This is a genomic window from Pseudomonas sp. ok266, assembly GCF_900110195.1.
Lineage (GTDB): Bacteria > Pseudomonadota > Gammaproteobacteria > Pseudomonadales > Pseudomonadaceae > Aquipseudomonas > Aquipseudomonas neuropathica.
Window position 1 is genome coordinate 256312 of sequence record NZ_FOCU01000010.1, and the last position, 23167, is coordinate 279478.

Genomic DNA, 23167 nt, shown 5'->3' on the forward strand with positions numbered 1-23167 from the left:
CTCCCGACCTTACCAGTGCTTTGCCCGGTTGTCCGGCTTTTTTTGCGAATGAATATTTATCTTTTTTCAGGGGTTGAAATGTTCGGCAGTCGGGCCGATTGTTGTAACCAGGAGGTCAGGAAATTCAACTCAAGGCCTCTCACGAGCTAGCTGAAATAAGGGATGAACTATGCAAATCCAAGTCAACAGCGATAACCATATTCAAAGTAGTCAACGACTGGAGGAGTGGGTACGTACAACCATTGAGAGCACGCTCGAACGTTATGAAGAAGACCTGACCCGTGTCGAAGTCCACCTGAGCGACGAGAACGGTGACAAACCAGGTCCCCATGACTTGCGCTGCCAACTGGAAGCGCGGCCAAAAGGCCATCAACCGATTTCCGTGACCCACAAGGCCGATTCGCTGGAACAGGCAATCGACGGCGCTGCCGAAAAACTCGAGCACGCCCTGGAGCATCTTTTCGGCAAACTGCGAGGTAAACCACGTGCCGCTGTGGTGCCATTTAGCAAGGCGAATGACGCTCTGCTGGAGGAAGAATTTCTTGAGAACGAACAGGCAGCGATCAACAGTTGATGCGCTGATTTCATAAGCCACCCAATGAGAACGGGCCTGCGAATGCAGGCCCGTTTTTGTTTGTGGCGAATTTTTGCGCAAGGCACAAGAGCGCGGCCCCTCACCCCAGCCCTCTCCCTCCGGGAGAGGGGGCCGACCGAGGTGTGTTGCGGGTTACATCGACCTGAAAGACCGGGTCGATTATGGATTCGACAAAGCACTTGCAGGTCGATGAATTTCTGAAGCATCCCCAAATCAGTCCCCTCTCCCTCAGGGAGAGGGCTAGGGTGAGGGGCTTCTCAATCCTCAGAACGCCACAGAAGTCTGCACATAAACCGTACGCGGCTCACCCACATACTTGCCCTTGTTGTTGTCATCAAACGAGCGCGTGAAGTACTGCGTGTTGAAAATGTTCTTCACGCCCACCGCCACATTCAAGTCCGACAACTGCGGACCGAAGTCATACCCGGCGCGGCTGCTGAACAGCATGTAACCGGGGATCTTGCCGGTGCTGCCATCGGCGCTTTCCTTCGAGGTGTTGGCGTTGTCGGCGAACTGGTCGCTCTGGAAGCTGCTGTCGAGATTAAGCTTCCACGGTCCTTCGCTGTAACCCACACCAATCGTGCCTTTGTGTTTCGACGAGAACGGCACGCGATTGCCCTTGTTCGGTCCATCTTCGCGGATAGTCGCGTCAACATAAGCGTAAGTGGCGTAGACATCGAAACCGGCCAGCGCCGGGCTCAAGTCATCCAGCGCGTAATTGACGCTGGTTTCGATCCCTTGATGACGGGTTTCGCCACGGGCGATCACCGAGTCGTTGGTCTGGTTGCTTTCGTACTGGTTGTCGAAGTTGATCAGGAACGCGCCGATCTCCGCGCGCAACGCGCCGTTGTCATAGCGCGTGCCGAGTTCCCAGGTGCGGGCCTTCTCCGGTTTTACTTCGCCGCTGGTCACCCGGTTGGGCATCTGGCTGTATTGCACACTGCCGAAGGAGCCTTCGGTGTTGGCGTAGAGGTTCCAGCTGTCGGTCAGGTGATAGAGCACGTTCAACGCTGGCAGTGCGGTGTTGTAGTCGCCCTTGTATTTGACGTTGGTCAGGTTGTTGGTCTGCTGCGATTCGATCATTTCGTAGCGCACGCCCGGGGTGATCGTCCATTTGCCGATGTCGATGCGGTCGTCGACGAAGAACGCATTGGCCTCGGTGCCGCCACGGGTGTCGCGGTCGTTGCGGCTGGCGGTGGTCGGGTATTGGTTGCTGCTGATCGGTGTGCGATAGCGCAGTTCGTGACCGGCCTCGTTGATGTAGCGATAGCCGACGCCGACTTCATGGCTGGTCGGGCCGAGGTCGAAACCTTGGGCGAATCGGGTTTCCAGGCCACGCACCCAATACTCGCGCGGTGACAGCGAGAGGAAGGAGCCCTGATCGAGATAACCGCTGCGCAAGGTCTTGGTGAAGAACGTGTTGGCGGTGAATTCGCGGCGATCTTCCTGATAGCGATAGCCGAAATTGAACATCGTGCGGCGGCCCCAGAACTGGTCCTTCGGGCGCGTCGATTGATACGGATCGGCGTCGTAATCGGCCACGTTCAGACCGCCGGGCATGTCAGCCTTGCCTTCGTAATACTGGGCCATGGCGTTGAAGCTATTGGCTTCGTCGAGCTGGTATTTGCCCTTGAGGATCAGGTCGTCGATTTCAGTGTCGCTGTGTTCGCGCCAGTCGCCGCCGCGCGTCCCGGAGTAGAGCAACGCACCGCCGAGGCCATTGGCGTTAGTGCCGCCGGCCAGCAGGTTGGCGCTGGTCTTGAAGCCATCGTGGCTCGACGATGGGCTGGTTTCCGTCTGGAAGCCACCCTTGACCGTTGGCTCGTCAGGAATCGCCCGGGTAACGAAGTTGACCACGCCGCCGACGTTCTGCGGACCATAACGCACGGCGCCACCGCCGCGCACGACGTCCACGGCATCCATATTGCCCATGCTGATCGGCGCGAACGACAGTTGTGGCTGACCGTAAGGCGCGAACGGCACCGGGATACCATCCATCAACACGGTCGAGCGGGCAGCCAGTCGCGGATTCAAACCGCGAATGCCGAAGTTCAGCGCCATGTCATGGCTGCCGGTGCCGTTGTTTTCCGGGGCGTTGACGCCGGGGATGCGGTTGAGCACATCGCGCGCCTGCGTCGCGCCCTGACGCTCGAATTCTTCGCGGCGGATCACATCGCGCGCACCGGGATGTTCGAACACATTGATCTGCGCAGCATCGCCGAGCCAGTCGCCGACGACAGTCGAGGTGTCCAGCTCTAGCGCGGCATCCGCCACCGGTTGCAGACTGAACGCGTTATTGCCCTCGGTGTGTGCTTGCAGACCGCTGCCTTCGAGCAATGCGTTCAAACCTTGTTCTACGGTGTAACTGCCTTCCAGGCCACGGCTTTGCACGCCGCTGGTGACTTGCGAACCAAACGAAATCAGCACGCCCGCTTCACGGCCAAACTGGTTGAGGGCGTTTTCCAGTGACGACGGCGCGATGTGATAAGCCTTGGCTTCAGCGGCCAGTGCGGCGGGCAGGGCGCTGAAACTCAGACTGGCGCCGAGGACGAGATTGCGCAGGCTGCGGGCCAGTGGCGTGAGGCGGGTGGGGTGCATGGTGGATGATCCTGAGAAGGTTGAATCAAGGGGGCTTTCCTTCTCTGTCACGCCAGATCTGAAAAACGGCTCATTTATTTTTGAGTTTTTTCAAACCCGTGCTTCGACGGTCACCCAGTAGCGGGTAAAGCGCCTCACCTTCACCGGCAAACTGATTTCCAGCAGATCAAGAATCCGCTCGCTGTCGTCCAGCGGGTAAGTTCCGGAAATCAACAGGTCGGCAACGTTCCGGTCGCAATTGAGCTGGCCGCGACGATAGCGGCCGAGTTCATCGAGGAAGTCGCCGAGACGCATATGCGCGGCCACCAGCATGCCGTCGGCCCAGGCGCCGCTGTTGGCTTCCAGCGGTTTGGCCTCGCTGACCGATGCCGAGGTGAAACTGAGCTGACGCGCGACCGGCAGCAACATCGGCGCGCGTCCATTACCGATCAGTTCGACGCGACCTTCGAACAGCGCAATCTGCGTGCGATCGGCAAACTGACGCACATTGAGGCGCGCGCCTTGGGTTTTCAGAAGGCCCTGAGCCGTGCGCACTTCGAAAGATTGCGCGGCCGTCAGGAGGATTTCGCCTTCGAGCAAGCGGATCAATCGCTGCGCACCGTCGACGTCCACGGCACTGGCGGTATTGAGTTGCAACTTATCACCGCCACCCAGGGAAATTTTGCGTCGCTGCCCCAGCGGGCTGCGGTAATCAGCGAGCAGCGACGGCACAGGATTGTGCTCGCGCATGCCCCACGTGACGGCTGAACCCGCGCCAAGAATCAGCAAAAGTTTCAGTGCCTGACGACGACTGCCGGACTTCGGCCCGTTCAACGCCGCGTGTGCCAGCGGCGACGACACACCGCGCAGACGCTGATTGACCCGCTGAATATGCTCCCACGCCCGGCGGTGTTCGCTGTGTGCCTCCAGCCATTGTTGCCAGGCCTGTTGCTGGCGCGGGGAGAGCGTGCCCTGCTGCATTTCCATCAGCCAATGCACGGCCTGCTCAGCCACTTGCGAGGAGAAATCCGGCGCGCGGTTCATAGGGCGAAGTAGCAGCGCATGGCAGCTTTGTTCAGGTGACGTTTGACCGTGGCCACAGAGATGTCGAGTTCAGCGGCGATCTGTGGATACGTCAGGCCATCGACCTGCGCCAGCAAAAAGGCGCGTTTGACCTGACGCGGCAAACCGTCGAGCAATTCATCCAGCTCCATCAGGGTTTGCAAGATGATCGCCTTGTCTTCTTCCGACGGCGCGACCATGTCCGGCATCTGCGCCAAGGTGTCGAGGTAAGCGCGTTCGACATCCTGACGGCGGTAATGATTGAACAGAACGCGCTTGGCCAACGTCGTCAGAAACGCGCGTGGCTCGATGATCATCGGCGGTTCGCGGGCGGTCAGCACCTTGATAAACGTGTCCTGCGCCAGATCCGCTGCGCTGTCCGGGCAGCCGAGTCTGCGCCGCAGCCAGCCGGTGAGCCAGCCGTGATGGGCCTGATAGAGCGATTCGACGGGATGGGCGGACGACAACGGTATTACTCCGGGCGCTTGGTGGCGCGGTAGAGAGTATGCGTTAGAGAACAAGAACTGTTCGCATTGTAAGGGGCGAAACGCTCAACCGGCAATCAGATGCTTTTGCGTATGAGAATATTTATCATTAATATTGCTCGCCTGTAGGTTCGGCTGATCGGCCGGACGTTTTTCGTTTCAGGGTCGAAACATGAAAGGCAAGCTCGCCACACTTCCCATGTCTTATCGTCTGGCCGTCACCTCACGGGTGTTGGCGGCGGTGTTTGGCGGCTATCTCGTCGCGGCGCTGGCCAGTGTCACCCTGACGCTGTGGCTGCCGTTGAGCCGCGCCGAAGCGGTGGTGACCGGCATGACCATTTCCTTTCTGGTCTATCTGGTGGCGGTGCTCTGGTGTTTCGCCTGTCGTACGGCGTGGTCGGCCTGGGTCGGTTTGCTGGTGCCAAGCGTGATTCTGGCGACCATCTCTGGCGCAGCACGTGGATTGGGCCTGGCATGAAAGAGGGCTTTCGTCAGGCGATGGCCTGGCTGCACACCTGGGCCGGACTGCTGTTCGGCTGGTTGCTGTTCGCGATTTTCCTGACCGGGACGCTGGCCTATTTCAAAGATGAGATCAGCCACTGGATGCAGCCGGAAATCCCCGCGCGATCGGTGAGTGCCGAGACGAGCCTGACGCTGGCCCAGGATTATCTGCAGCAACACGCGGCCGGCGCCTCACGCTGGCTGATCGATTTGCCTGATGCCCGAGATCCCGGCCTGACCGTGCGCTGGCAGCCAGTGCCGGCCAATCCCGGTGAGCGCGGGCGCTTCGAGTCGAAATCCCTCGACGCGCAAACCGGCGCCGAAGTGCAGGGCCGCGACAGCATGGGCGGCGAGTTCTTCTATCGCTTCCACTTCCAGTTGCAAATGCCCTATCCGTGGGGCCGCTGGCTGGCGACGATTGCCGCGATGGTGATGTTCGTTACGCTGATCACCGGGATCATCACCCACAAGAAAATCTTCAAGGACTTCTTCACCTTCCGCCCGCGCAAGGGGCAGCGCTCCTGGCTCGACGGGCATAACGCGGTGGGTGTGCTGGTGTTGCCGTTTCATTTGATGATCACCTACAGCAGCCTGGTGATTTTCATGTCGATGGTCATGCCGGCGAGCATCGTCGCGTCGTACGGCAGTGACGTGCGCACGTTTTATGACGAAGTTTTCCCCGCCTCGAAAACGCCCGAACGCGCCGACAGCGCGGCACCGTTGGCGGCCATGGCGCCGCTGTTGAGCAAGGCCAGCGAGCAATGGTCGGGCGGCCATACGGCGCGTCTGTCAGTGAGCAATCCGGGGGACGCCAATGCCACGGTGGTGCTGTCCCGTGCGGGCGACCGTGTGGTGCATGATTTCGGCCGCGCCGTGACCTTCAACGGGGTGACCGGGCAAATGCTCGGCAGCACACCGGAGCAGCCAATGGCGATGGCGGTGGGTGGTGCGTTCTATGGCTTGCACATGGGCCACTTCGCCGGGCCGCTCCTGCGTTGGCTGTATTTCATTTGCGGATTGGCCGGCACGGCGATGATCGGCACCGGGCTGGTGATCTGGTTGGGCAAGCGTCAACTCAAACACGCCAAGAGCGGCCTGATGCCGTTCGAGCTGCGGTTGGTTGAAGTGCTGAACATCGCCAGCATGGCCGGCTTGGTTGCGGCGGTGGCTGTATTTTTCCTGGCTAATCGACTGTTGTCAGTGAGCTTTGCCGAGCGCGCAGATTGGGAGGTGAATGCGTTCTTTATCGCTTGGGCTTTGAGTGTGCTGCACGCGCTGCTGCGTCCGGGACGAAAGGCCTGGGTTGAGCAACTCACCCTGAGCGCCGCCCTGTTTGTCGCGGTGCCGCTGGTCAATGCGCTGACCACCCCGTGGAATCTCGCCGTCAGCCTGATGCAGGGTGATTGGGCGTTAGCCGGGTTTGATCTGACGTGCCTCGCAACCGGTTTCTTCCTGGCTTGGGCCGCGTGGAAAATGCAGCGTGCCGGCAGCACCGTCAGCATTAAAAAGCCCCGCCGCGAACAGGCCCGGCCGATCACCCTTGAACAAGGGGCGAACTGATGCTCTTGCCCTTGTTGCTCACCTACACCGGATTCACCGCGTTGTGCCTGTCGATGCCTCGCCACCACGATGAATTGCTCGGTCACAAACCGTCCACACGTCGCCGTCAGGGCCTGAAAGTCGGCGGATGGTTATTGCTGTGTTTGTCGCTTTGGGCGGCGGTGAAGGCCAACGGCTGGAGCTTCGGCCTGGTCGACTGGTTCGCCGTGCTGATGCTCAGCGCCTTGGCGTTGGTCTTGTTGCTGCCGTATCGCCCGCGTTTCGTATTGGCGCTGGCCGGGGTCAGTCTGCTGGCCAGCCCGGTCGCCGCATGGGCGCAGTGCTGAAGTGCTGATCGGTCTGCCGCCGGAATCCCGCGACGACGAGCCGCGTGGGGCGCGTGCGCATTTTCTTCAGGTGTTCCTGTCCCAGCGTTCGCAAATGGAAGCGCTGGTGAACCGGCGCGTCGGTTGTCGGGCGACGGCGGCGGACCTGGTGCAGGATCTGTTTCTGCGTTTCTGGCGGCGGCCGCTGGTGCAGGTCGAAGAGCTCAGTACCTATCTGTTGCGCTGCGCCGGCAACATCGCCATCGATCATCTGCGCAGCGAAGGCACGCGCACGCGGGTCAACGAAGGCTGGCAACCGGACGAGCCGCACAGCCACGGCAGCGAACCGCAAGCGGCGCTGGAAGCGGGCAATGATCTGAAACATGTCGAAGCGGCGTTGCGCGCCTTGCCCGAGCGCACCCGGCAAATCTTTTTGCTCAATCGCATTCACGGCCGCAAGTATGCGGAAATCGCCAAAGCCATGGGCCTGTCCCAAAGTGCCGTGGAAAAACATATGATGCGCGCCCTCGAGGCCTGCAAGGCCAGCCTGCGCGAACCCGCGCCACGCCTGCCAGGGAAAGCACCGTGAAGCCCGCCGATTCCGTTATCCCCACGCCCGCGCAAGAGCAGGCCGCGTTTGCCTGGTTGAGCCTGCTGCATGATCGGCCGAGTGCCGGCGATCAACTGACCTTCAGCCAATGGCTGCGGGCCGATCCGGCGCACGCCGAAGCTTACGCACAGGCTCAGGTTGTGTGGGAGTTGAGTGAAGGCCCGGCGCGAACATTGGCCGATGAAGAAGCCTTCGCGTTGCAGGGGTACCTTCATGCGATGGACCGCCCGCGTCGTTCGCCCGTTTTGCGCTGGTCGGGCGCGCTGGCGATGGCCGCGTGTCTGTTGCTGATGGTCAGCCTCGGCACCGGGTGGCAGCCGCAGCGCTGGATCGATGACCTGGGCGCCGATTATGTCTCGGCACCCGGTGAGATCCGCACGGTGACACTGGCCGATCAATCGCAAGTGACGCTGGATGGCGACAGTGCGATTGCCGTGGATTTCAGTCATGGCGAGCGGCATGTGCAATTGCGTCGTGGTGCCGGTTTCTTCAGCGTCACACATACGGGGGATCCGTTTGTGGTTGCGGCGGAGCAGGGTGAGGCGCGGGTGCTCGGCACGCAATTCGAAGTGCGCCTGCAACCTCACGGTGCGCAGGTTACGGTGTTGTCGGGGCGCGTTGGTGTGACGGCGGATCGTGATGCTGAGCAGCAAATTCTTACGGCCGGGCAGCAGGTCGCTTACGGTGACGGTACGGCAGAAAAACTGCATACGGTGGACAGTGAGACGCAGTTGGCCTGGCGTCAGGGCTGGCTGACTTATTACAAGTCGACACTGGCTGATGTGGTGGAGGATTTGCGCCGTTATTACCCCGGGCGGATTGTGTTGCTCAACGATGAGCTGGCGGCGCGCAAGGTCAGTGGCAGTTTTCCGAGCAAGGATCCGCAGGCCGTGTTGAGTTCGCTGCAAGGGGTGATGGGGTTTGAGCAGCATCAGGTGTTGGGTCATCTGATTATTTTGCGTTGAGGCTGCTGGCCTCTTCGCGAGCAGGCTCGCTCCCACAGGGGAACGCATTCCAAATGTAGGAGTGAGCCTGCTCGCGATGGAGCCCGATCGAACACCACAAAAAATAATTTTCAAATGTTGGTGAGGTAAACCTCAGCCCCATCCGTGTAGTGACTGAAACTGCGAGTCATTCGCATCCGTTGCGGTTCTACACAGGTCATTGAGCAATGAAGTCCAGGGCAAAATCGGGTTCGGTCAAACAGTGGTTAAGCGTTTCGGCACTGAGCTTTTCGGCATTGGCGCTGTTGCCGCTGAGCGTCGCGCTCGCCGCTGAAACCACCAGCAGTCAGGCGCAAAAGCAGTTCAACTTTTCCCTGGCCGCCAAACCGCTGCCGCAAGCCTTGAGCGACTTCAGCCGCGTCACCGGGCAAAGCGTGGTCTACACCGACGAAGCGCCCTACGGCCTGACAGCTCCGGCCGTCAATGGCCAGATGAGTGCCGAACAGGCACTGCAACGTCTGCTCAGCGGCTCCGGCCTCAACTTCCGCCGCACCGATAGCCACACGCTGGCGCTGGAGCCTCAGCCTACTGAAGGTGCGCTGAATCTCGGCGCCACGACCATCACCTCGACCCGCGATGAATCGATGAGCTACCAGCCACCGGAAACCAGTTCGGTGATGCGCTCCTCAGCTTCGCTTCAGGAAGTCCCGCAAACCGTCAATGTCATCCCGGCGCAAGTCATCCGCGATCAGGCGCCGCGCAATCTGGATGACGCACTGGCCAACGTCAGTGGCATCACCCAGGGCAATACTTTGGGTAGCACTCAGGACTCGGTGATGACGCGCGGTTTCGGTGACAACCGTAATGGCTCGATCATGCGCGACGGCATGCCGATCGTGCAGGGCCGTGGCATGAACGCCACGGTCGATCGGGTTGAAGTGCTCAAAGGCCCGGCCTCGTTGCTCTACGGGATTCAAGACCCGGGTGGCGTGGTCAACCTGGTCAGCAAGAAGCCTGAACTTACTCAATACAATGCGCTGACCTTGCGCGGTTCGACTTACGGTGACGGCAAGAACGGCAGCGGTGGCACCTTCGACAGCACCGGCCCGTTGGGCGATTCCGGGCTGGCCTATCGCATGGTGCTCGACCACGAAGACGAAGATTACTGGCGCAACTTCGGCACTCACCGTGAAACCCTGATCGCCCCGTCGCTGGCTTGGTTCGGCGAGAGCACCAAGCTGTTGTTCGCCTACGAACACCGCGAATTTCTCACGCCGTTCGACCGTGGCACGCTGATCGATCCGCGCACCAATCATCCGCTGGACATCTCGCGCAAAGAACGCCTCGACGAACCGTTCAACAACATGGAAGGCCGTTCGGACCTGTATCACTTTGAAGCCGATCACGAAATCAACGACGACTGGAAAGCCCACTTCGGCTACAGCTGGAACCGCGAAACCTACGACGCCAGCCAGGTCCGCGTGACCGCCATCGACACCAAAAAGGGCACGCTGACCCGCAGCATGGACGGCACCCAGAACGCGATCAGCACCGACCGTTTCACCACTGCCAGCCTCGAAGGCAAGGTCAATGTGCTAGGCATGCAGCATGACCTTGTGTTCGGCGTCGATGACGAGTACCGCAAGATCTACCGCGAGGACTTGATCCGGCAGAAAAGTCTGACCACCTTCAGCTACGTCAATCCGGTGTATGGCCGCGAAGTCGCCGGTACGACCGTCAGCGCTCCCGACAGCGCGCAGACCGATGAACTGCGCAGCGATTCGGTGTTCCTGCAGGACTCGATTCACCTCAACGAGCAGTGGATTCTGGTCGCCGGCGGGCGCTTCCAGGAATACGACCAGTACGCCGGCAAAGGCGTGCCGTTCAAGGCCAACACCGACAGCAACGGCCAGAAGTTCGTCCCGCGCGCAGGTCTGGTGTATCGCTACACCGACGCCTTGTCGTTCTACGGCAGCTACACCGAATCGTTCAAACCCAACTCGACCATCGCCCCGCTGAGTGGCAGCAGCACCGTGCTCGACGGCAGCATCGCCCCGGAAGAAGCCAAGTCGTGGGAGCTGGGTGCGCGGCTGGACATGCCGGGGCGTGTCACCGGCAACATCGCATTGTTCGACATCAAGAAACGCAACGTGCTGGTGGCCAATTCCGAAGGCCCGACGACGATTTACAGTGCGGCCGGTGAGGTGCGTTCGCGCGGTCTGGAAATGGACCTGACCGGTCAGTTGAGCGACCACTGGAGCATGATTGGCAGCTACGCCTACACCGATGCCGAAGTGACCGAAGACCCGGACTACAAAGGCAAGCGCCTGCAGAACGTAGCGAAGAATTCCGGTTCGTTGTCGGCGGTGTATGACTTCGGCAGTGTGATCGGCGGCGATCAATTGCGCGTCGGCGCCGGGGCGCGTTATGTCGGCGAACGAGCGGGTAACGCGGTGAATGATTTTGATCTGCCGAGTTATACCGTGGCGGATGCGTTTGCCACTTACGACACCAGGGTTGAGGGGCAGAAGGTCAAGTTTCAGCTGAATGTGAAGAACCTGTTTGATCGCACGTACTACACCTCGGCGGCGAGCCGGTTCTTTGTGTCGATGGGGGATGCGCGGCAGGTTTCGTTGTCGAGTACCTTGGAGTTTTGAGAACAGTGAAGTTAATGCGCTTTTCGGCGGCCCCTTATAGGTATTTTCGTTCTCAGCTACTGCATGGTAATTGTAAAACGATCTAAGTGCCTGTCAGTTATGACAGGTGCTTTGGGGAGGATTTAAATGTGTACTGTCTTCTCAATGTCTTTGGAAGAGAGTATTGCCATGTCAAATGACCATGTAGCTGGAGCCGAGGGTTATTTTTTAAAGCTCATTGCGAAAGAAGACTTCAACGGTGTGAAGCCTGATTCACCGGAGAGATTTTCGAGTCTGGATCTTGAACATTTTTCTCTACAAACGCTCGGTGGCGAAAACGGCGCTTCTATGTCGACGATTTTGTTTGAGTCGGATCAGCGTTATGTGGAGGGTCAGTTCGAGGGGACCGGGATTCAATGCAGCGGTGACCACCAGAATGAAAATGATTCTGCCGAACTTCGGATTGTTCTGAAACCTGAAAAAGTTCACCGTTTGCGCTTTGCATTAGATGTTTTTGCGACCCAGAATGTATCGCATATCGAGTTTTACGAACCATCTGGAAACGTGTTGAAACGCTTCGAAAACAAGCTCGGGTGGATCGATTATCAGGTACCCCTGCTGGACAAAGAAATAGCGAGTATTGCGCGTGTTTCTATCTACTATAGGGTCTATTTTGGGACACCGTATATTGATTCGTTTGAGCTGTGGCGATGGCAGAGCTTTGAGTAATTGCGGAATAAGTCATCGTAAAAACGCCTGTCGATACTCGCCAGGTGTTCCTCCCAAAATCTGTTTGAACCGATTAGTGAAATGACTGGCGCTTGCAAACCCGCACGCCAGCGCAATCTCACCCAACGGCAACGCCGTGCCGCGCAACAACTCCCGCGCCCGGCTCAGGCGCCGCGCCAGCACATATTGATGCGGCGGCAGGCCGAAACTGGTACGAAACATCCGCGCAAAGTGGTATTCCGACAGCGCACACAATCCGGCCAGTTGACCGAGGCTGATCGGCTCGGCCAACTGGTTGTCGATGAACTCCACCAGTTGCCGACGCTGGTGTGGTGCCAGTCCGCCCTTCAATCGCAAACCCTGACGCGCGCCGACCTGACTGAGCAAAGTGTGGCTGATCAACTCATGGGCGAGGCTGCTGGTTAGCAGACGCTCGGCTGGCTCGTCCCAATTCAGCGTCAGCAACTGCCGGAAGCGTTGCGCCTGTTGCGGATCTTCGAGAAAGGTCTGCTCGCGCAACTGCATCTCGCGGGGTTCGCGATCGAGCAGCGTGACGCAACCGAGGGCGAATTGTTCGGCGCTGAAATACAGGTGCGCCAAGCGAATATCACCGTTGATCACCCAGCCCGATTCATGATCGGCCGGCAGGATGCACAACTTGTCCGGCCCGCCTTTTTGCCCGGGTTGATCGCGCCGAAAGGTGCCGGTGCCACCGGCGATGTAACAGGACAACGTGTGGTGGCTCGGCGCTTCATAATCCTGCGCATCGTGGTGGTTGGTCCACAAAGCGGCAGACAAGCCGTCACCGAGCTCGGCGCTGTGCACCAGGCGTGCGTTCGGCGAGCTGTTCAACGCTTGAAAGACTTGCAGGGTATCGATGGCGGCCATGGTCGGTTCTCTTCAACGCCTTGCATCCTACTCCGTAGACACCGCGCTGCCAGCCTGCCGCCAGACAAAAGCGCAAGAATCTGCAAGCGCACAAGCCTGACCCGGACGGACACTCAAGGCCTACCGAGGAGTGTCTGCCATGAACCTGTCGTTGTATTTGCTGACCGTGCTGATCTGGGGCACCACCTGGATTGCCCTGAAATGGCAGCTTGGCGTGGTGGCGATTCCGGTGTCGATCGTCTATCGCTTCGGGCTCGCCGCGCTGGTGCTGTTTGCGCTGTTGCTGCTCAGCCGTCGCTTGCAGCCGATGAACCGCCGCGGGCATCTGATCTGCGTGGCTCAGGGGCTGTGCCTGTTTTGCGTCAACTTCATGTGTTTCCTGACCGCCAGTCAGTGGATCCCCAGCGGTCTGGTCGCGGTGGTGTTTTCCACCGCGACGCTGTGGAACGCGCTGAATGCGCGGGTGTTCTTTGGCCAGCGCATCGCGCGCAATGTGCTGATGGGCGGTGCGCTGGGGCTGTTCGGCCTGGGCATGTTGTTCTGGCCGGAACTGGCCGGGCATCACGCCAGCCCGCAAACCTTGCTGGGACTCGGCCTGGCCTTGTGCGGCACCTTGTGTTTCTCGGCGGGCAACATGCTCTCGAGTGTGCAGCAGAAGGCCGGTCTCAAGCCGCTGACCACCAACGCCTGGGGCATGGCCTATGGTGCGGCGATGCTGTCGGTGTGGTGCCTGGTCAAAGACATTCCATTCGACATGGACTGGAGCCCGCGTTACGTCGGTGCGCTGCTGTATCTGGTGATCCCCGGTTCCGTCATTGGTTTCACTGCGTATCTGACGCTGGTCGGGCGCATGGGACCGGAGCGTGCGGCTTACTGCACGGTGCTGTTTCCGGTGGTGGCGCTCAACGTTTCGGCGTTTGCTGAAGGGTACCAATGGACAGCGCCGGCGCTGGTCGGTCTGGTGTTAGTGATGCTGGGCAATGTGCTGGTGTTTCGTAAACCGAAAGCAGTGGTGCCGCCAGTACAGGGAAAGTTGGCTTGAAATAAACGAGCGCTGAACGTCAGCGCTCGACTTTCAAGGTGATGTAAATCATCACCGGGAATATGAAGTCAACAATATGCCGTGCCCAGTCCTTGGCATTCCATGATTGCGAAGTGTCCATGTCGAACCATTCCACACCCACGGTTTGCAAGCACACGTAATAAATGAAAATGGCCGCGAGTATGCCCATGATCGAGAACTTCTTTGCCTCATGGAATACCTCGGCAGGGGCATTGATATGGCGCAACAACTGATAGGTACCCATCAGGCATAGCACGGTGTAGGTGACTTCCAAAGTAATGATGAACCAGTAAATCCGGTGATGAATCATCGGCGACTCGATGGCCCGATACTTGATGGTTTCGCTGGCAGTGGTGGTGTCCATGCTCAGGATATGGGCCACGTAAGTGTAGTTTGAGTCATAGTCGGTGAAGTTGTGGATCATCACCAGCAGGCCAAAGAAACTGATGTAGGCCATCAATATAACTTTGCTGTAACGGATAAGTTTGTCGGTGGTCAGGGTGTTCAAGGTTTTTGCTCTCCATAGCGCTTGTCGATTATTCGGCTGCTAGGCAGAGCTTATAACGCTGTTGTTTGAATTGGTTTGTTGTTCAATTTCAAGTTGTGTATGGCAATAACTAACGGGCAAGTGCGATGTTGCACTTGCCCATATTTTTTTATCCGCGCCAGACTTGCGGGTTGACCAGATCCTGCGGGCGTTCGCCGAGCAGGGCGCTGCGCAGGTTGGCGAGGGCGCGATTGGCCATGGCTTCGCGGGTTTCATTCGTCGCCGAGCCGATGTGCGGCAGGGTCACGGCGTTACTCAACTGGAACAGCGGCGATTCGGCCAGCGGTTCTTTTTCGTAGACGTCGAGACCAGCGCCACGAATACGCTTGTTTTGCAGGGCTTCGATTAACGCCGGTTCATCGACGACCTGGCCACGGGAGATGTTGACCAGAATCGCGTCGGGTTTCATCAAGGCCAGTTCGCGATGGCTGATGAGGTGGCGGGTCTTGTCGCTGAGCGGCACTACCAGGCAGACGAAATCGGCCTCGGCGAGCAGTTGATCGAGGCTGCGAAATTGCGCGCCGAGTTGTTCTTCCAGTTCGGTTTTGCGGCTGTTGCCACTGTAGATAATCGGCATGTTGAAACCGAAGTGGCCACGGCGGGCGACGGCGGCGCCGATGTTGCCCATGCCGACGATGCCGAGGGTTTTGCCGTGGACGTCACAGCCGAACAGTGGCGCGCCGACGCTGGCTTGCCATTGGCCGGCCTTGGTCCAGGCGTCGAGTTCGGCGACGCGGCGGGCGCTGCTCATGATCAGGGCGAAGGCGAGGTCGGCGGTGCTTTCGGTGAGCACGTCGGGGGTGTTGGTGAGCATGATCCCGCGTTCGTTGAAGTAGGCGAGGTCGTAGTTGTCGTAGCCGACGGAGACGCTTGAGACCACTTCCAGTTTTGTGGCGTTTTCCAGTTGTGCGCGGCCGAGTTTGCGGCCGACGCCGATGAGGCCGTGGGCGTGGGGCAGGGCTTCGTTGAATTGGGCGTTGATGTCGCCGGCTTTTGGATTGGGGACGATGACGTCGAATTCTTGTTGCAGGCGTTCGATCATGGGCGGGGTGATGCGGCTGAAGGCCAGGACAGTTTTTTTCATCGTTTTTGGCTCTTGTTCGGGCTTGATACCAAGCACGCTAACATTTTTGTTTTGGGGTGTCTTGGCGGCCTTTGGGCCGACCATGTTCTTGGGGTTTTTGGGTGTATATCCGTTGCTTCGGGGGCTGCGGCTGGCGGTTTCGCCCTTACGGCGACTCACTTTTTTACAAGCGCCTAAAAAAGTAAGCAAAAAACGCTTGCTCCTACGTGCGGCCCGCTCGCTGGGGCTCGGGGTTCCTTCGCTGCGGGATCGATCCGGGCGCAGCGCCTACGGTTTGCTTCGCTGCACCTCCTCTCGCTGTGTTTGGCTGCGCCAAACGGTCGCTGCGCTCCCACGCCCGGATCAATCCCTCCACTCAGCCTTCCGACGTCGCCTTACAGATCAAGAGCTGCAGCCGAGCTAACGCTCATCCTGTTGAGTGGTGAAGAGCACGGGTGTTCGGCTTTTGATTTGCGTTGTTTGCTGCCCCTCACCCCAGCCCTCTCCCGAGGGAGAGGGAGCCGATTTTTGGGCTTTTCAAAGTCTGAGTTCGACTCGGTATTTCACGTCGGCGTAACTCTGCCATACACCACAGTCAGTCCCCTCTCCCTCCGGGAGAGGGTTAGGGTGAGGGGCTTTTAGCTGTGTGCCGGGGATTGGGAGATTTCGTGGTTATCCAGCACGCGGTTCACCGCCAGTTCGGCAAGCATGATGATCTGCTGAATCGCCAGAATCGTCCGTCGTTGCGGCAGGTCGATGTAGGCGGCGATGTCGCTGGTCATCAGGCTGGCCTGGGCCAGGGATTCGCAGGCGTGAACCAGCAGGCTTTCGCTGTCCTGTTCGGGGGCGACCTGGAACATGGTGCTGGGTTTATGAAAGCGCAGGGTGAGTGCGTTGGGTTTGAGGTAGTGGTCGAGGGCGCGCTCGGCGGCTTCGTGGAATTTCTTCGAACCGGGGAATTCGTAGGGGGTGGTGTCGTCGGTTTCGGGTGGATTAGGCGTTGGTTTGAACATAGGAAACATACTCGTGGCAAGTTGAGTTGAAGCTGCCACTTTTCGTTTTCCAGGCGAAAGGGTGGCAGCTGTGCGCGGACTGGAAAAACCGGTCAACTCACCAAAACCGGCAGGCCCTAGGGCCTCCCGCGCACAGCCGCCATAACATTGCGAGCTAAAAAGCGCCGCAGTATGCCATGAGCTTTGGTAGTTGAAATCGGGTTTTCCAGACCCGGTCGCTGATGCGTCAGCGACACCCAAATCCTAGCCAGCGCACTTCCGACGGACAACCTGCAAAACCTGTCGGAAAGATCCGCGAAATCCCCGTTCTGTAGGAGCTGCCGTAGGCTGCGATCTGTTGATTTTTAAACATCAAGATCAAAAGATCGCAGCCTGCGGCAGCTCCTACAGAAGACGCATTGTGTTTACAAATCAGTTGGCGACACGCGCGCCGGCGAGGCTGCCGCTGAGTTCGTAGGCGGCCAATTCGGCTTGATGCGCCGCGAGAATTTCCGGCAACGACCCGCGCAGATACTCAACCCACGTCTTGATCTTCGCATCCAGATATTGCCGCGACGGATAGATCGCATACAGGTTCAGCTCTTGCGAGCGGTAGTTCGGCATGACCCGCACCAGTGTGCCGTTGCGCAAGCCTTCGATCGCCGCATACACCGGCAACACGCCCACGCCCATGCCGCTGGTGATCGCGGTTTTCATGGCGTCGGCGGAGTTCACCAGAAACGGCGAGCTGTTGATGGTGACCATTTCCTGGCCTTCCGGGCCGTCGAAAGCCCATTTTTCCAGGGGGATTACCGGGCTGACCAGGCGCAGGCAGGCGTGGTTGAGCAGGTCGCTGGGCTTTTGCGCGGCGCCGTTGGCTTTCACATAGGCCGGCGAAGCGCAGACGATGCTGTAGGTGATGCCCAGCCGTTGCGAGACGAAACCCGAATCCGGCAGTTCGCTGGCGAGCACGATGGACACGTCGTAGCCCTCGTCGAGCAGGTCCGGCACGCGGTTGGCCAGGGTCAGGTCGAAGGTCACGTCCGGGTGGGTTTTGCGGTAGCGGGCAATGGCGTCGATGACGAAGTGCTGACCGATGCCGGTCATGGTGTGCACTTTCAATTGCCCGGCCGGGCGCGCGTGGGCGTCACTGGCTTCGGCTTCGGCCTCTTCGACGTAAGCGAGGATCTGTTCGCAGCGCAGCAGGTAGCGTTTGCCCGCTTCGGTGAGGGCGATGCGCCGCGTGGTGCGGTTGAGCAAACGGGTTTGCAGGTGGGCTTCCAGGTTGGAGACCGCGCGCGAGACGTTGGCGGTGGTGGTGTCGAGTTGCACGGCGGCGGCAGTGAAGCTGCCGGCTTCGGCGACACAACTGAAGGCGCGCATGTTTTGCAAAGTGTCCATGGGGTGCTCTCAAGGGAGATGGCAAATTGTGACACGAAGTTTCGGGGGCTGAGACCCCAGACTTAAGGATTATCTCGTTAACCGTAACAAAGATTCACAGAAATCCCAGCTTATCGCCGTACGGGGCCTTCCATAGAATTGCGCCGATCCCTGTAGGCGTTGCCGAAGGCTGCGATCTTTTGATTTTGTTTTAAGGGAATCAAGATCAAAAAATCGCAGCCTGCGGCAGCTCCTACAGAGGAAGCATCGATCCCCTCTCTCAGGAATTCGCAGCTGTGCCGCGTCGCATCAACAGAGCGCTTTTGCCGCTCAGTGTTCTGGCTTTTACCCTGGGTCTTGGCGGCTGCATCTCAACGGACGGAATTGCCCCACAGGGCACGGCAATGGAGGCCAATACACTGGCCACCGATGACGCCATCGCCCACGCCGCCCGTGACGCCAACTGGCCCACCGCGCAATGGTGGCAAGCCTACGGCGACCCGCAACTCAATCGCTGGATCGACCTCGCCGTGCAGGGCAGCCCGAGCATGGCCATGGCTGCTGCGCGAGTACGTCAAGCCAAAGCCATGGCCGGTGTCGCCGAATCCGCCGAGTCATTGCAGATCAATGGCGAGTCGACCCTCAAACGCCACAACTGGCCGACCGATCAGTTCTACGGCCCGGGCGATCTGGCCAACACCACCACCTGGGATAACAACGCCGCGTTGGGTTTCAGCTACGCGCTCGATCTCTGGGGCCGTGAAAGCAATGCCAGCGAGCGGGCGGTGGATCTGGCGCACATGAGCGCGGCCGAGGCGCGGCTGGCGCAGCTGGAATTGCAGAACAACATCGTCCGCGCCTACATCGAACTGTCGCTGCATTACGCGCAGCGCGACATCGTCGCCGCGACGCTCAAGCAGCAACAACAGATTCTCGATCTGGCGCAGAAGCGCTTGAACGGCGGGATCGGCACGCACTTCGAAGTCAGCCAGGCCGAAACGCCACTGCCGGAAACCCATCGTCAGCTCGATGCGCTGGATGAAGAAATCGCCCTGAGCCGCAACCAGATCGCCGCGCTCGCCGGCAAAGGTCCGGGGGCGGGCGCACAGTTGCAGCGCCCGACATTGTCCCTCGGTGCTGCGCTGAAACTGCCATCGGCATTGCCCGCCGAATTGCTCGGCCAGCGTCCCGATGTGGTTGCCAGTCGCTGGCAAGTGGCGGCGCAGGCGCGCGGTATCGATGTGGCGCATGCCGGGTTTTACCCCAACGTCGATCTGGTCGGCAGCCTCGGCTACATGGCTACCGGCGGGGGCGCGCTGGAGTTTTTGACCGGCAAGAAACTCAACTACAACGTTGGTCCGGCGATCTCGCTACCGATCTTCGACGGTGGCCGACTGCGCGCCGAATTGGGTGAGGCCTCCGCCGGTTACGACATCGCCGTGGCGCATTACAACCAGACGCTGGTGAATGCGCTGAAGAACATCTCCGATCAGTTGATCCGCCGCGAGTCGATGGACAAGCAGCAAGGCTTCGCCGCCGAGTCGGTGGCCACGGCGCAGAAGACCTACGACATCGCGATGATCGCTTATCAGCGCGGCCTCACCGATTACCTCAACGTGCTCAATGCGCAGACGTTGCTGTTCAAGCAGCAGCAGGTGCAGCAGCAGGTGCAGGCGGCGCGGTTGAGTGCGCATGCCGAACTGGTGACGGCGCTGGGCGGTGGACTGGGGGCAGGCAACGATGTGCCGACCGCCGAGAAAACCCAAGTGCCGAAAACCCCGGTTCTCCTGCGTTGAACACACAACCTGTGGGAGCGAGCTTGCTCGCGAAGAGGGCGTGTCAGCCAGCACATTGGTTGCCTGACTCACCGCATTCGCGAGCAAGCTCGCTCCCACAGGATCCCGGTCCGACCCGACTTTTCTGAGCAGAATTCATGACCCCCTTGCCCGCACCTCTGCGCTGGCTCTACTCCCTGGAATGGCGCCGTGGTTTCTTCGACTGGGCGCGCAGCGATGGCGTGACCTGGGTCTACATCTTCAAGGTGTTGATCGCCGCATTCCTAACGCTGTGGCTGGCCATGCGCCTGGAATTGCCGCAACCGCGCACGGCGATGATCACCGTGTTCATCGTCATGCAGCCGCAGAGCGGCCAGGTGTTTGCCAAGAGTTTCTATCGCTTCCTCGGCACGTTGGCCGGGTCGGCGATGATGGTCACGTTGATCGCGTTGTTCGCGCAAAACACCGAGCTGTTTCTTGGCTCGTTGGCGATCTGGGTCGGCATCTGCTCGGCCGGTGCCGCACGTTGCCGCAACTTCCGCGCTTACGGTTTCGTCCTCGCCGGCTACACCGCAGCGATGGTCGGATTACCGGCGCTGGCGCACCCGGACGGCGCATTTATGGCGGCGGTATGGCGGGTGCTGGAAATCTCGCTGGGGATTCTCTGCTCAACCCTGATCAGCGCCGCGATCCTGCCGCAAACCGCCAGCGCGGCCATGCGCAACGCCTTGTATCAGCGCTTCGGCGTGTTCGCGCTGTTCGTCACCGATGGCCTGCGCGGGCGCAGCAAAGCCGAAGCTTTCGAGGCGAGCAACGTGCGCTTTATCGCCGAAGCCGTGGGGCTGGAAGGGCTGCGCAGCGTGACCGTGTTCGAAGACCCGCACATGCGTCGGCGCAACGGCCGACTGAGTCGCTTGAACAGCGAGTTCATGGGCATCACCACGCGCTTCAACGCTCTGCATCAATTGCTTGAACGCTTGCGCGGCAATGGCGAAGAACATGTGGTTGCCGCGATCAGACCGGGTTTGCAGGATCTCGCCGAAGTGCTTGACGGCTTCAGCGGTCGTGCCCTGACCAGCCCCGATGCTGCGCGTTTGGCGACAGCGCTGGCGACCTACAAGGAAGGGCTGCCGGCACGGGTTCGAAGCTTGCGGGCAACCTTTCAGGACACTGACCCGAGCGAAGCCGAACAACTGGATTTCCACACCGCCTACGAATTGCTCTACCGCTTCGTCGACGACCTGCACAGTTATGCACAGACCCACGCGTCATTGGCCGATCACCGCCACGAACGTGAGCGCTGGGACGAGCCATTCACCCCGCAAACCAACTGGTGGGCCGCCGCCGCGTCGGGCATTCGCGCCTCGTTCATTCTGGTGGTGCTCGGCAGTTACTGGGTCGCCACCGCATGGCCAAGCGGCGCGACGATGACCCTGATTGCCGCCGCTACCGTGGGCCTCTCCGCCGCTACGCCGAACCCCAAACGTATGGCATTTCAAATGGCCTGCGGCACGTTTCTCGGCGCGCTGATCGGCTTCGTCGAGATGTTTTTCATCTTCCCGTGGATCGACGGTTTTCCGCTGTTGTGCGTGATGCTCGCGCCGGTGATCGTGCTCGGTTCGTTCCTCACGTCGCGCCCGCAATACGCCGGTGTCGGCCTAGGTTTGCTGATCTTCTTCAGCACCGGTTCGGTGCCGGACAACCTGACCATCTACAACCCGTACACCTTCATCAACGACTACATCGCCATGGTCATGGGCATGCTGGTCTGCGCCGCTGCCGGGGCAATTATCCTGCCGCCGAACAGCCGCTGGTTGTGGAAGCGTCTGGAGCAGGATCTGCGTGGCCAAGTGGTTTACGCGATCAGCGGCAAGCTCAAAGGCCTGGCGTCGAGTTTCGAGAGCCGTACCCGTGATTTGCTGCACCAGGCTTACGGTCTCGCGGCCGGGCAGCCGAAGGTGCAGAAGAACCTGCTGCGCTGGATGTTCGTGGTCCTGGAAGTCGGCCACGCGATCATCGAGCTGCGCAAGGAGCAGGCGATTTTGCCGGTGCACCCGGCCTATGCCGAACCGCAACCGTGGCGCCAGGCGATCCGCGTAATGGGTCGCGCGCTGGTGCGGCTGTTTCTGCAACCGAACGCCAGCAATCTCGAACGCGCACTGGTCGCTGTCGATCATGCGATCAGTCGCGTGGCGGCGACCGATGAGCCATTCGCGCCGCACTTCGATACCTCAGCATTGCGTCGGGTGAAGAGCTATCTGCACTTCATCCGCACTTCGCTGCTCGACCCGCAATCTCCACTCGCTGCCTACGCCATCGCCAAGCCCGAAGGACTTGCCCATGCCTCGTGAAATCGCCTTCCACGGCGTGTACATGCCGACCATGACCTTGATGTTCTTCATTGCTGCGGCACTGGCCTGGGCGGTGGACCGCTTCTTGTCCGGGTTCGATCTGTACCGCTTCTTCTGGCACCCGGCGCTGTTGCGTCTGAGTCTGTTTACCTGTCTGTTCGGCGCCATGGCGCTGACTGTCTACCGTTGAGAACGTCCCGATGAAAAAGTTTTTCAGCCTGCTCGCGACCTTGTTGGTGCTGGCCCTGGCGTTGTGGATCGGCCGCACGCTGTGGGAGCACTACATGAACACGCCGTGGACCCGCGATGGTCGGGTACGCGCCGACATCATCAACGTCGCCGCCGACGTCACCGGTGAAGTGATCGATGTACCGGTGCGCGACAACCAGTTAGTGAAGAAGGGCGATCTGCTCATGCAGATCGACCCTGAGCATTACCGCATCGCCGTCAAACAAGCACAGTCTTTGGTTGCCTCGCGCAAGTCGACGTGGGAGATGCGCAAGGTCAATGCTCATCGCCGCGCCGACCTCGACAACCTGGTGATCTCCAAGGAAAACCGCGACGACGCCAGCAACATCGCCGACGCCGCGCTGGCCGATTACCAACATGCGCAGGCGCAACTGGAAGCCGCCGAACTCAACCTCAAACGCACCGAAGTGCGCGCCGCCGTCGACGGCTACGTGACCAACCTCAATGTGCATCGCGGCGACTACGCGCGCATCGGCGAGGCGAAAATGGCCGTGGTCGACATGAATTCGTTCTGGGTTTACGGCTTCTTCGAAGAAACCAAACTGCCCCACGTCAAAGTCGGTGACAAGGCCGACATGCAGTTGATGAGCGGCGAAGTCTTGAAGGGCCACGTGGAAAGCATTTCCCGCGGCATCTATGACCGCGACAACCCGGAAAGCCGCGAGCTGATCGCCGATGTAAACCCGACGTTCAACTGGGTACGACTGGCACAGCGGGTGCCGGTGCGGATTCATATTGATGAAGTGCCGGAAGGTGTGCTGCTGGCGGCGGGGATTACCTGCACGGTGGTAGTGAATCAGAGCGCTGTGGATAACTGATGAACCGAGTCGCTGCCATTCGCGAGCAAGCTCGCTC

Annotated in this window: 21 protein-coding genes; 13 read left to right on the forward strand and 8 right to left on the reverse strand. The window is 59.8% G+C overall.

From position 1 onward, the window contains the following. The first annotated feature begins 169 nt into the window (after positions 1 to 169). Positions 170 to 574 (forward strand): HPF/RaiA family ribosome-associated protein, encoded by a 405-nt coding sequence (locus BMY54_RS20115; protein WP_034154535.1) that lies wholly within the window; start codon positions 170 to 172, stop codon positions 572 to 574. Between the two features lie 285 nt (positions 575 to 859). On the opposite strand, the gene fecA is transcribed toward BMY54_RS20115, so the two are convergent. From fecA to BMY54_RS20130, 3 genes are all read right to left on the reverse strand, one after another. Further along, a complete protein-coding gene (gene fecA, locus BMY54_RS20120) occupies positions 860 to 3193 on the reverse strand; it encodes a TonB-dependent Fe(3+) dicitrate receptor FecA (protein ID WP_093436175.1) in 2334 nt (777 codons plus the stop codon). 90 nt (positions 3194 to 3283) lie between these two features. Then, on the reverse strand, positions 3284 to 4216 hold the full coding sequence (locus tag BMY54_RS20125; RefSeq protein ID WP_093436178.1) for a DUF4880 domain-containing protein: 933 nt from the start codon (positions 4214 to 4216) through the stop codon (positions 3284 to 3286). Beyond that, complete coding sequence (locus BMY54_RS20130) at positions 4213 to 4701, reverse strand: sigma-70 family RNA polymerase sigma factor (protein ID WP_093436181.1); 489 nt, start codon at positions 4699 to 4701, stop codon at positions 4213 to 4215. The genes BMY54_RS20125 and BMY54_RS20130 overlap by 4 nt, the downstream gene beginning before the upstream one ends. 190 nt (positions 4702 to 4891) lie before the next feature. On the opposite strand from BMY54_RS20130, the gene BMY54_RS20135 reads away from it, so the two are divergent. The 7 genes from BMY54_RS20135 (at position 4892) to BMY54_RS20165 (ending at position 12004) form a co-directional block, all read left to right on the forward strand. After that, a complete protein-coding gene (locus tag BMY54_RS20135) occupies positions 4892 to 5197 on the forward strand; it encodes a DUF3649 domain-containing protein (RefSeq protein WP_016986986.1) in 306 nt (101 codons plus the stop codon). Further along, a complete protein-coding gene (locus BMY54_RS20140) occupies positions 5194 to 6780 on the forward strand; it encodes a PepSY-associated TM helix domain-containing protein (RefSeq protein ID WP_093436184.1) in 1587 nt (528 codons plus the stop codon). Before BMY54_RS20135 ends, BMY54_RS20140 begins: the two co-directional genes overlap by 4 nt. Further along, positions 6780 to 7106, forward strand: coding sequence for a DUF3325 domain-containing protein (locus BMY54_RS20145; protein WP_093436188.1), 327 nt, complete (start codon positions 6780 to 6782; stop codon positions 7104 to 7106). Before BMY54_RS20140 ends, BMY54_RS20145 begins: the two co-directional genes overlap by 1 nt. A gap of 1 nt (position 7107) precedes the next feature. Next, positions 7108 to 7674 carry an RNA polymerase sigma factor gene (locus BMY54_RS20150; protein ID WP_093436192.1) on the forward strand — a complete coding sequence of 189 codons (567 nt, stop codon included), beginning with the start codon at positions 7108 to 7110 and terminating at the stop codon, positions 7672 to 7674. Next, on the forward strand, positions 7671 to 8660 hold the full coding sequence (locus BMY54_RS20155) for a FecR family protein (protein WP_093436195.1): 990 nt from the start codon (positions 7671 to 7673) through the stop codon (positions 8658 to 8660). The genes BMY54_RS20150 and BMY54_RS20155 overlap by 4 nt, the downstream gene beginning before the upstream one ends. 206 nt (positions 8661 to 8866) lie before the next feature. Next, on the forward strand, positions 8867 to 11296 hold the full coding sequence (locus BMY54_RS20160; protein WP_093436199.1) for a TonB-dependent siderophore receptor: 2430 nt from the start codon (positions 8867 to 8869) through the stop codon (positions 11294 to 11296). A gap of 126 nt (positions 11297 to 11422) precedes the next feature. Then, positions 11423 to 12004 (forward strand): hypothetical protein, encoded by a 582-nt coding sequence (locus BMY54_RS20165; RefSeq protein WP_093436202.1) that lies wholly within the window; start codon positions 11423 to 11425, stop codon positions 12002 to 12004. Between the two features lie 12 nt (positions 12005 to 12016). On the opposite strand, the gene BMY54_RS20170 is transcribed toward BMY54_RS20165, so the two are convergent. After that, complete coding sequence (locus tag BMY54_RS20170; protein WP_093436205.1) at positions 12017 to 12892, reverse strand: AraC family transcriptional regulator; 876 nt, start codon at positions 12890 to 12892, stop codon at positions 12017 to 12019. Positions 12893 to 13031: 139 nt separating this feature from the next. Between BMY54_RS20170 and BMY54_RS20175 the strand changes: the two genes are divergently transcribed. Next, on the forward strand, positions 13032 to 13934 hold the full coding sequence (locus tag BMY54_RS20175) for a DMT family transporter (RefSeq protein WP_093436207.1): 903 nt from the start codon (positions 13032 to 13034) through the stop codon (positions 13932 to 13934). A gap of 19 nt (positions 13935 to 13953) precedes the next feature. Here the strand turns inward: BMY54_RS20175 and BMY54_RS20180 are convergent, their stop codons facing one another. The 4 genes from BMY54_RS20180 to BMY54_RS20195 form a co-directional block, all read right to left on the reverse strand. Continuing rightward, complete coding sequence (locus tag BMY54_RS20180; RefSeq protein ID WP_093436210.1) at positions 13954 to 14463, reverse strand: DUF2165 family protein; 510 nt, start codon at positions 14461 to 14463, stop codon at positions 13954 to 13956. Positions 14464 to 14611: 148 nt separating this feature from the next. Further along, a complete protein-coding gene (locus tag BMY54_RS20185; protein WP_093436215.1) occupies positions 14612 to 15586 on the reverse strand; it encodes a 2-hydroxyacid dehydrogenase in 975 nt (324 codons plus the stop codon). A 617-nt stretch (positions 15587 to 16203) separates the two neighbouring features. Next, complete coding sequence (locus tag BMY54_RS20190; protein ID WP_093436220.1) at positions 16204 to 16578, reverse strand: DUF6124 family protein; 375 nt, start codon at positions 16576 to 16578, stop codon at positions 16204 to 16206. Positions 16579 to 16989: 411 nt separating this feature from the next. Continuing rightward, positions 16990 to 17958 (reverse strand): LysR family transcriptional regulator, encoded by a 969-nt coding sequence (locus BMY54_RS20195; RefSeq protein ID WP_007914118.1) that lies wholly within the window; start codon positions 17956 to 17958, stop codon positions 16990 to 16992. A 275-nt stretch (positions 17959 to 18233) separates the two neighbouring features. Here BMY54_RS20195 and BMY54_RS20200 point away from each other — a divergent pair, with 275 nt between their 5' ends. From BMY54_RS20200 to BMY54_RS20215, 4 genes are all read left to right on the forward strand, one after another. Continuing rightward, positions 18234 to 19733 carry an efflux transporter outer membrane subunit gene (locus BMY54_RS20200; RefSeq protein ID WP_093436224.1) on the forward strand — a complete coding sequence of 500 codons (1500 nt, stop codon included), beginning with the start codon at positions 18234 to 18236 and terminating at the stop codon, positions 19731 to 19733. A gap of 137 nt (positions 19734 to 19870) precedes the next feature. Further along, positions 19871 to 22063, forward strand: coding sequence for an FUSC family protein (locus BMY54_RS20205; RefSeq protein WP_093436229.1), 2193 nt, complete (start codon positions 19871 to 19873; stop codon positions 22061 to 22063). Next, complete coding sequence (locus tag BMY54_RS20210; protein ID WP_007914106.1) at positions 22053 to 22253, forward strand: DUF1656 domain-containing protein; 201 nt, start codon at positions 22053 to 22055, stop codon at positions 22251 to 22253. The genes BMY54_RS20205 and BMY54_RS20210 overlap by 11 nt, the downstream gene beginning before the upstream one ends. Positions 22254 to 22263: 10 nt before the next feature. Further along, positions 22264 to 23130, forward strand: a complete 867-nt coding sequence (locus BMY54_RS20215) for an efflux RND transporter periplasmic adaptor subunit (protein WP_038357606.1) — start codon at positions 22264 to 22266, stop codon at positions 23128 to 23130. Positions 23131 to 23167: the final 37 nt, after the last annotated feature.

Excerpts from the sequence above, each read along its gene's own strand:
- BMY54_RS20115 (WP_034154535.1), top strand. The coding sequence starts at position 170 with ATGCAAATCCAAGTCAACAGCGATAACCATATTCAAAGTAGTCAACGA.
- fecA (WP_093436175.1), bottom strand. The coding sequence starts at position 3,193 with ATGCACCCCACCCGCCTCACGCCACTGGCCCGCAGCCTGCGCAATCTC.
- BMY54_RS20125 (WP_093436178.1), bottom strand. The coding sequence starts at position 4,216 with ATGAACCGCGCGCCGGATTTCTCCTCGCAAGTGGCTGAGCAGGCCGTG.
- BMY54_RS20135 (WP_016986986.1), top strand. The coding sequence starts at position 4,892 with ATGAAAGGCAAGCTCGCCACACTTCCCATGTCTTATCGTCTGGCCGTC.
- BMY54_RS20140 (WP_093436184.1), top strand. The coding sequence starts at position 5,194 with ATGAAAGAGGGCTTTCGTCAGGCGATGGCCTGGCTGCACACCTGGGCC.
- BMY54_RS20145 (WP_093436188.1), top strand. The coding sequence starts at position 6,780 with ATGCTCTTGCCCTTGTTGCTCACCTACACCGGATTCACCGCGTTGTGC.
- BMY54_RS20160 (WP_093436199.1), top strand. The coding sequence starts at position 8,867 with ATGAAGTCCAGGGCAAAATCGGGTTCGGTCAAACAGTGGTTAAGCGTT.
- BMY54_RS20165 (WP_093436202.1), top strand. The coding sequence starts at position 11,423 with ATGTGTACTGTCTTCTCAATGTCTTTGGAAGAGAGTATTGCCATGTCA.
- BMY54_RS20170 (WP_093436205.1), bottom strand. The coding sequence starts at position 12,892 with ATGGCCGCCATCGATACCCTGCAAGTCTTTCAAGCGTTGAACAGCTCG.
- BMY54_RS20175 (WP_093436207.1), top strand. The coding sequence starts at position 13,032 with ATGAACCTGTCGTTGTATTTGCTGACCGTGCTGATCTGGGGCACCACC.
- BMY54_RS20185 (WP_093436215.1), bottom strand. The coding sequence starts at position 15,586 with ATGAAAAAAACTGTCCTGGCCTTCAGCCGCATCACCCCGCCCATGATC.
- BMY54_RS20190 (WP_093436220.1), bottom strand. The coding sequence starts at position 16,578 with ATGTTCAAACCAACGCCTAATCCACCCGAAACCGACGACACCACCCCC.
- BMY54_RS20195 (WP_007914118.1), bottom strand. The coding sequence starts at position 17,958 with ATGGACACTTTGCAAAACATGCGCGCCTTCAGTTGTGTCGCCGAAGCC.
- BMY54_RS20205 (WP_093436229.1), top strand. The coding sequence starts at position 19,871 with ATGACCCCCTTGCCCGCACCTCTGCGCTGGCTCTACTCCCTGGAATGG.
- BMY54_RS20210 (WP_007914106.1), top strand. The coding sequence starts at position 22,053 with ATGCCTCGTGAAATCGCCTTCCACGGCGTGTACATGCCGACCATGACC.
- BMY54_RS20215 (WP_038357606.1), top strand. The coding sequence starts at position 22,264 with ATGAAAAAGTTTTTCAGCCTGCTCGCGACCTTGTTGGTGCTGGCCCTG.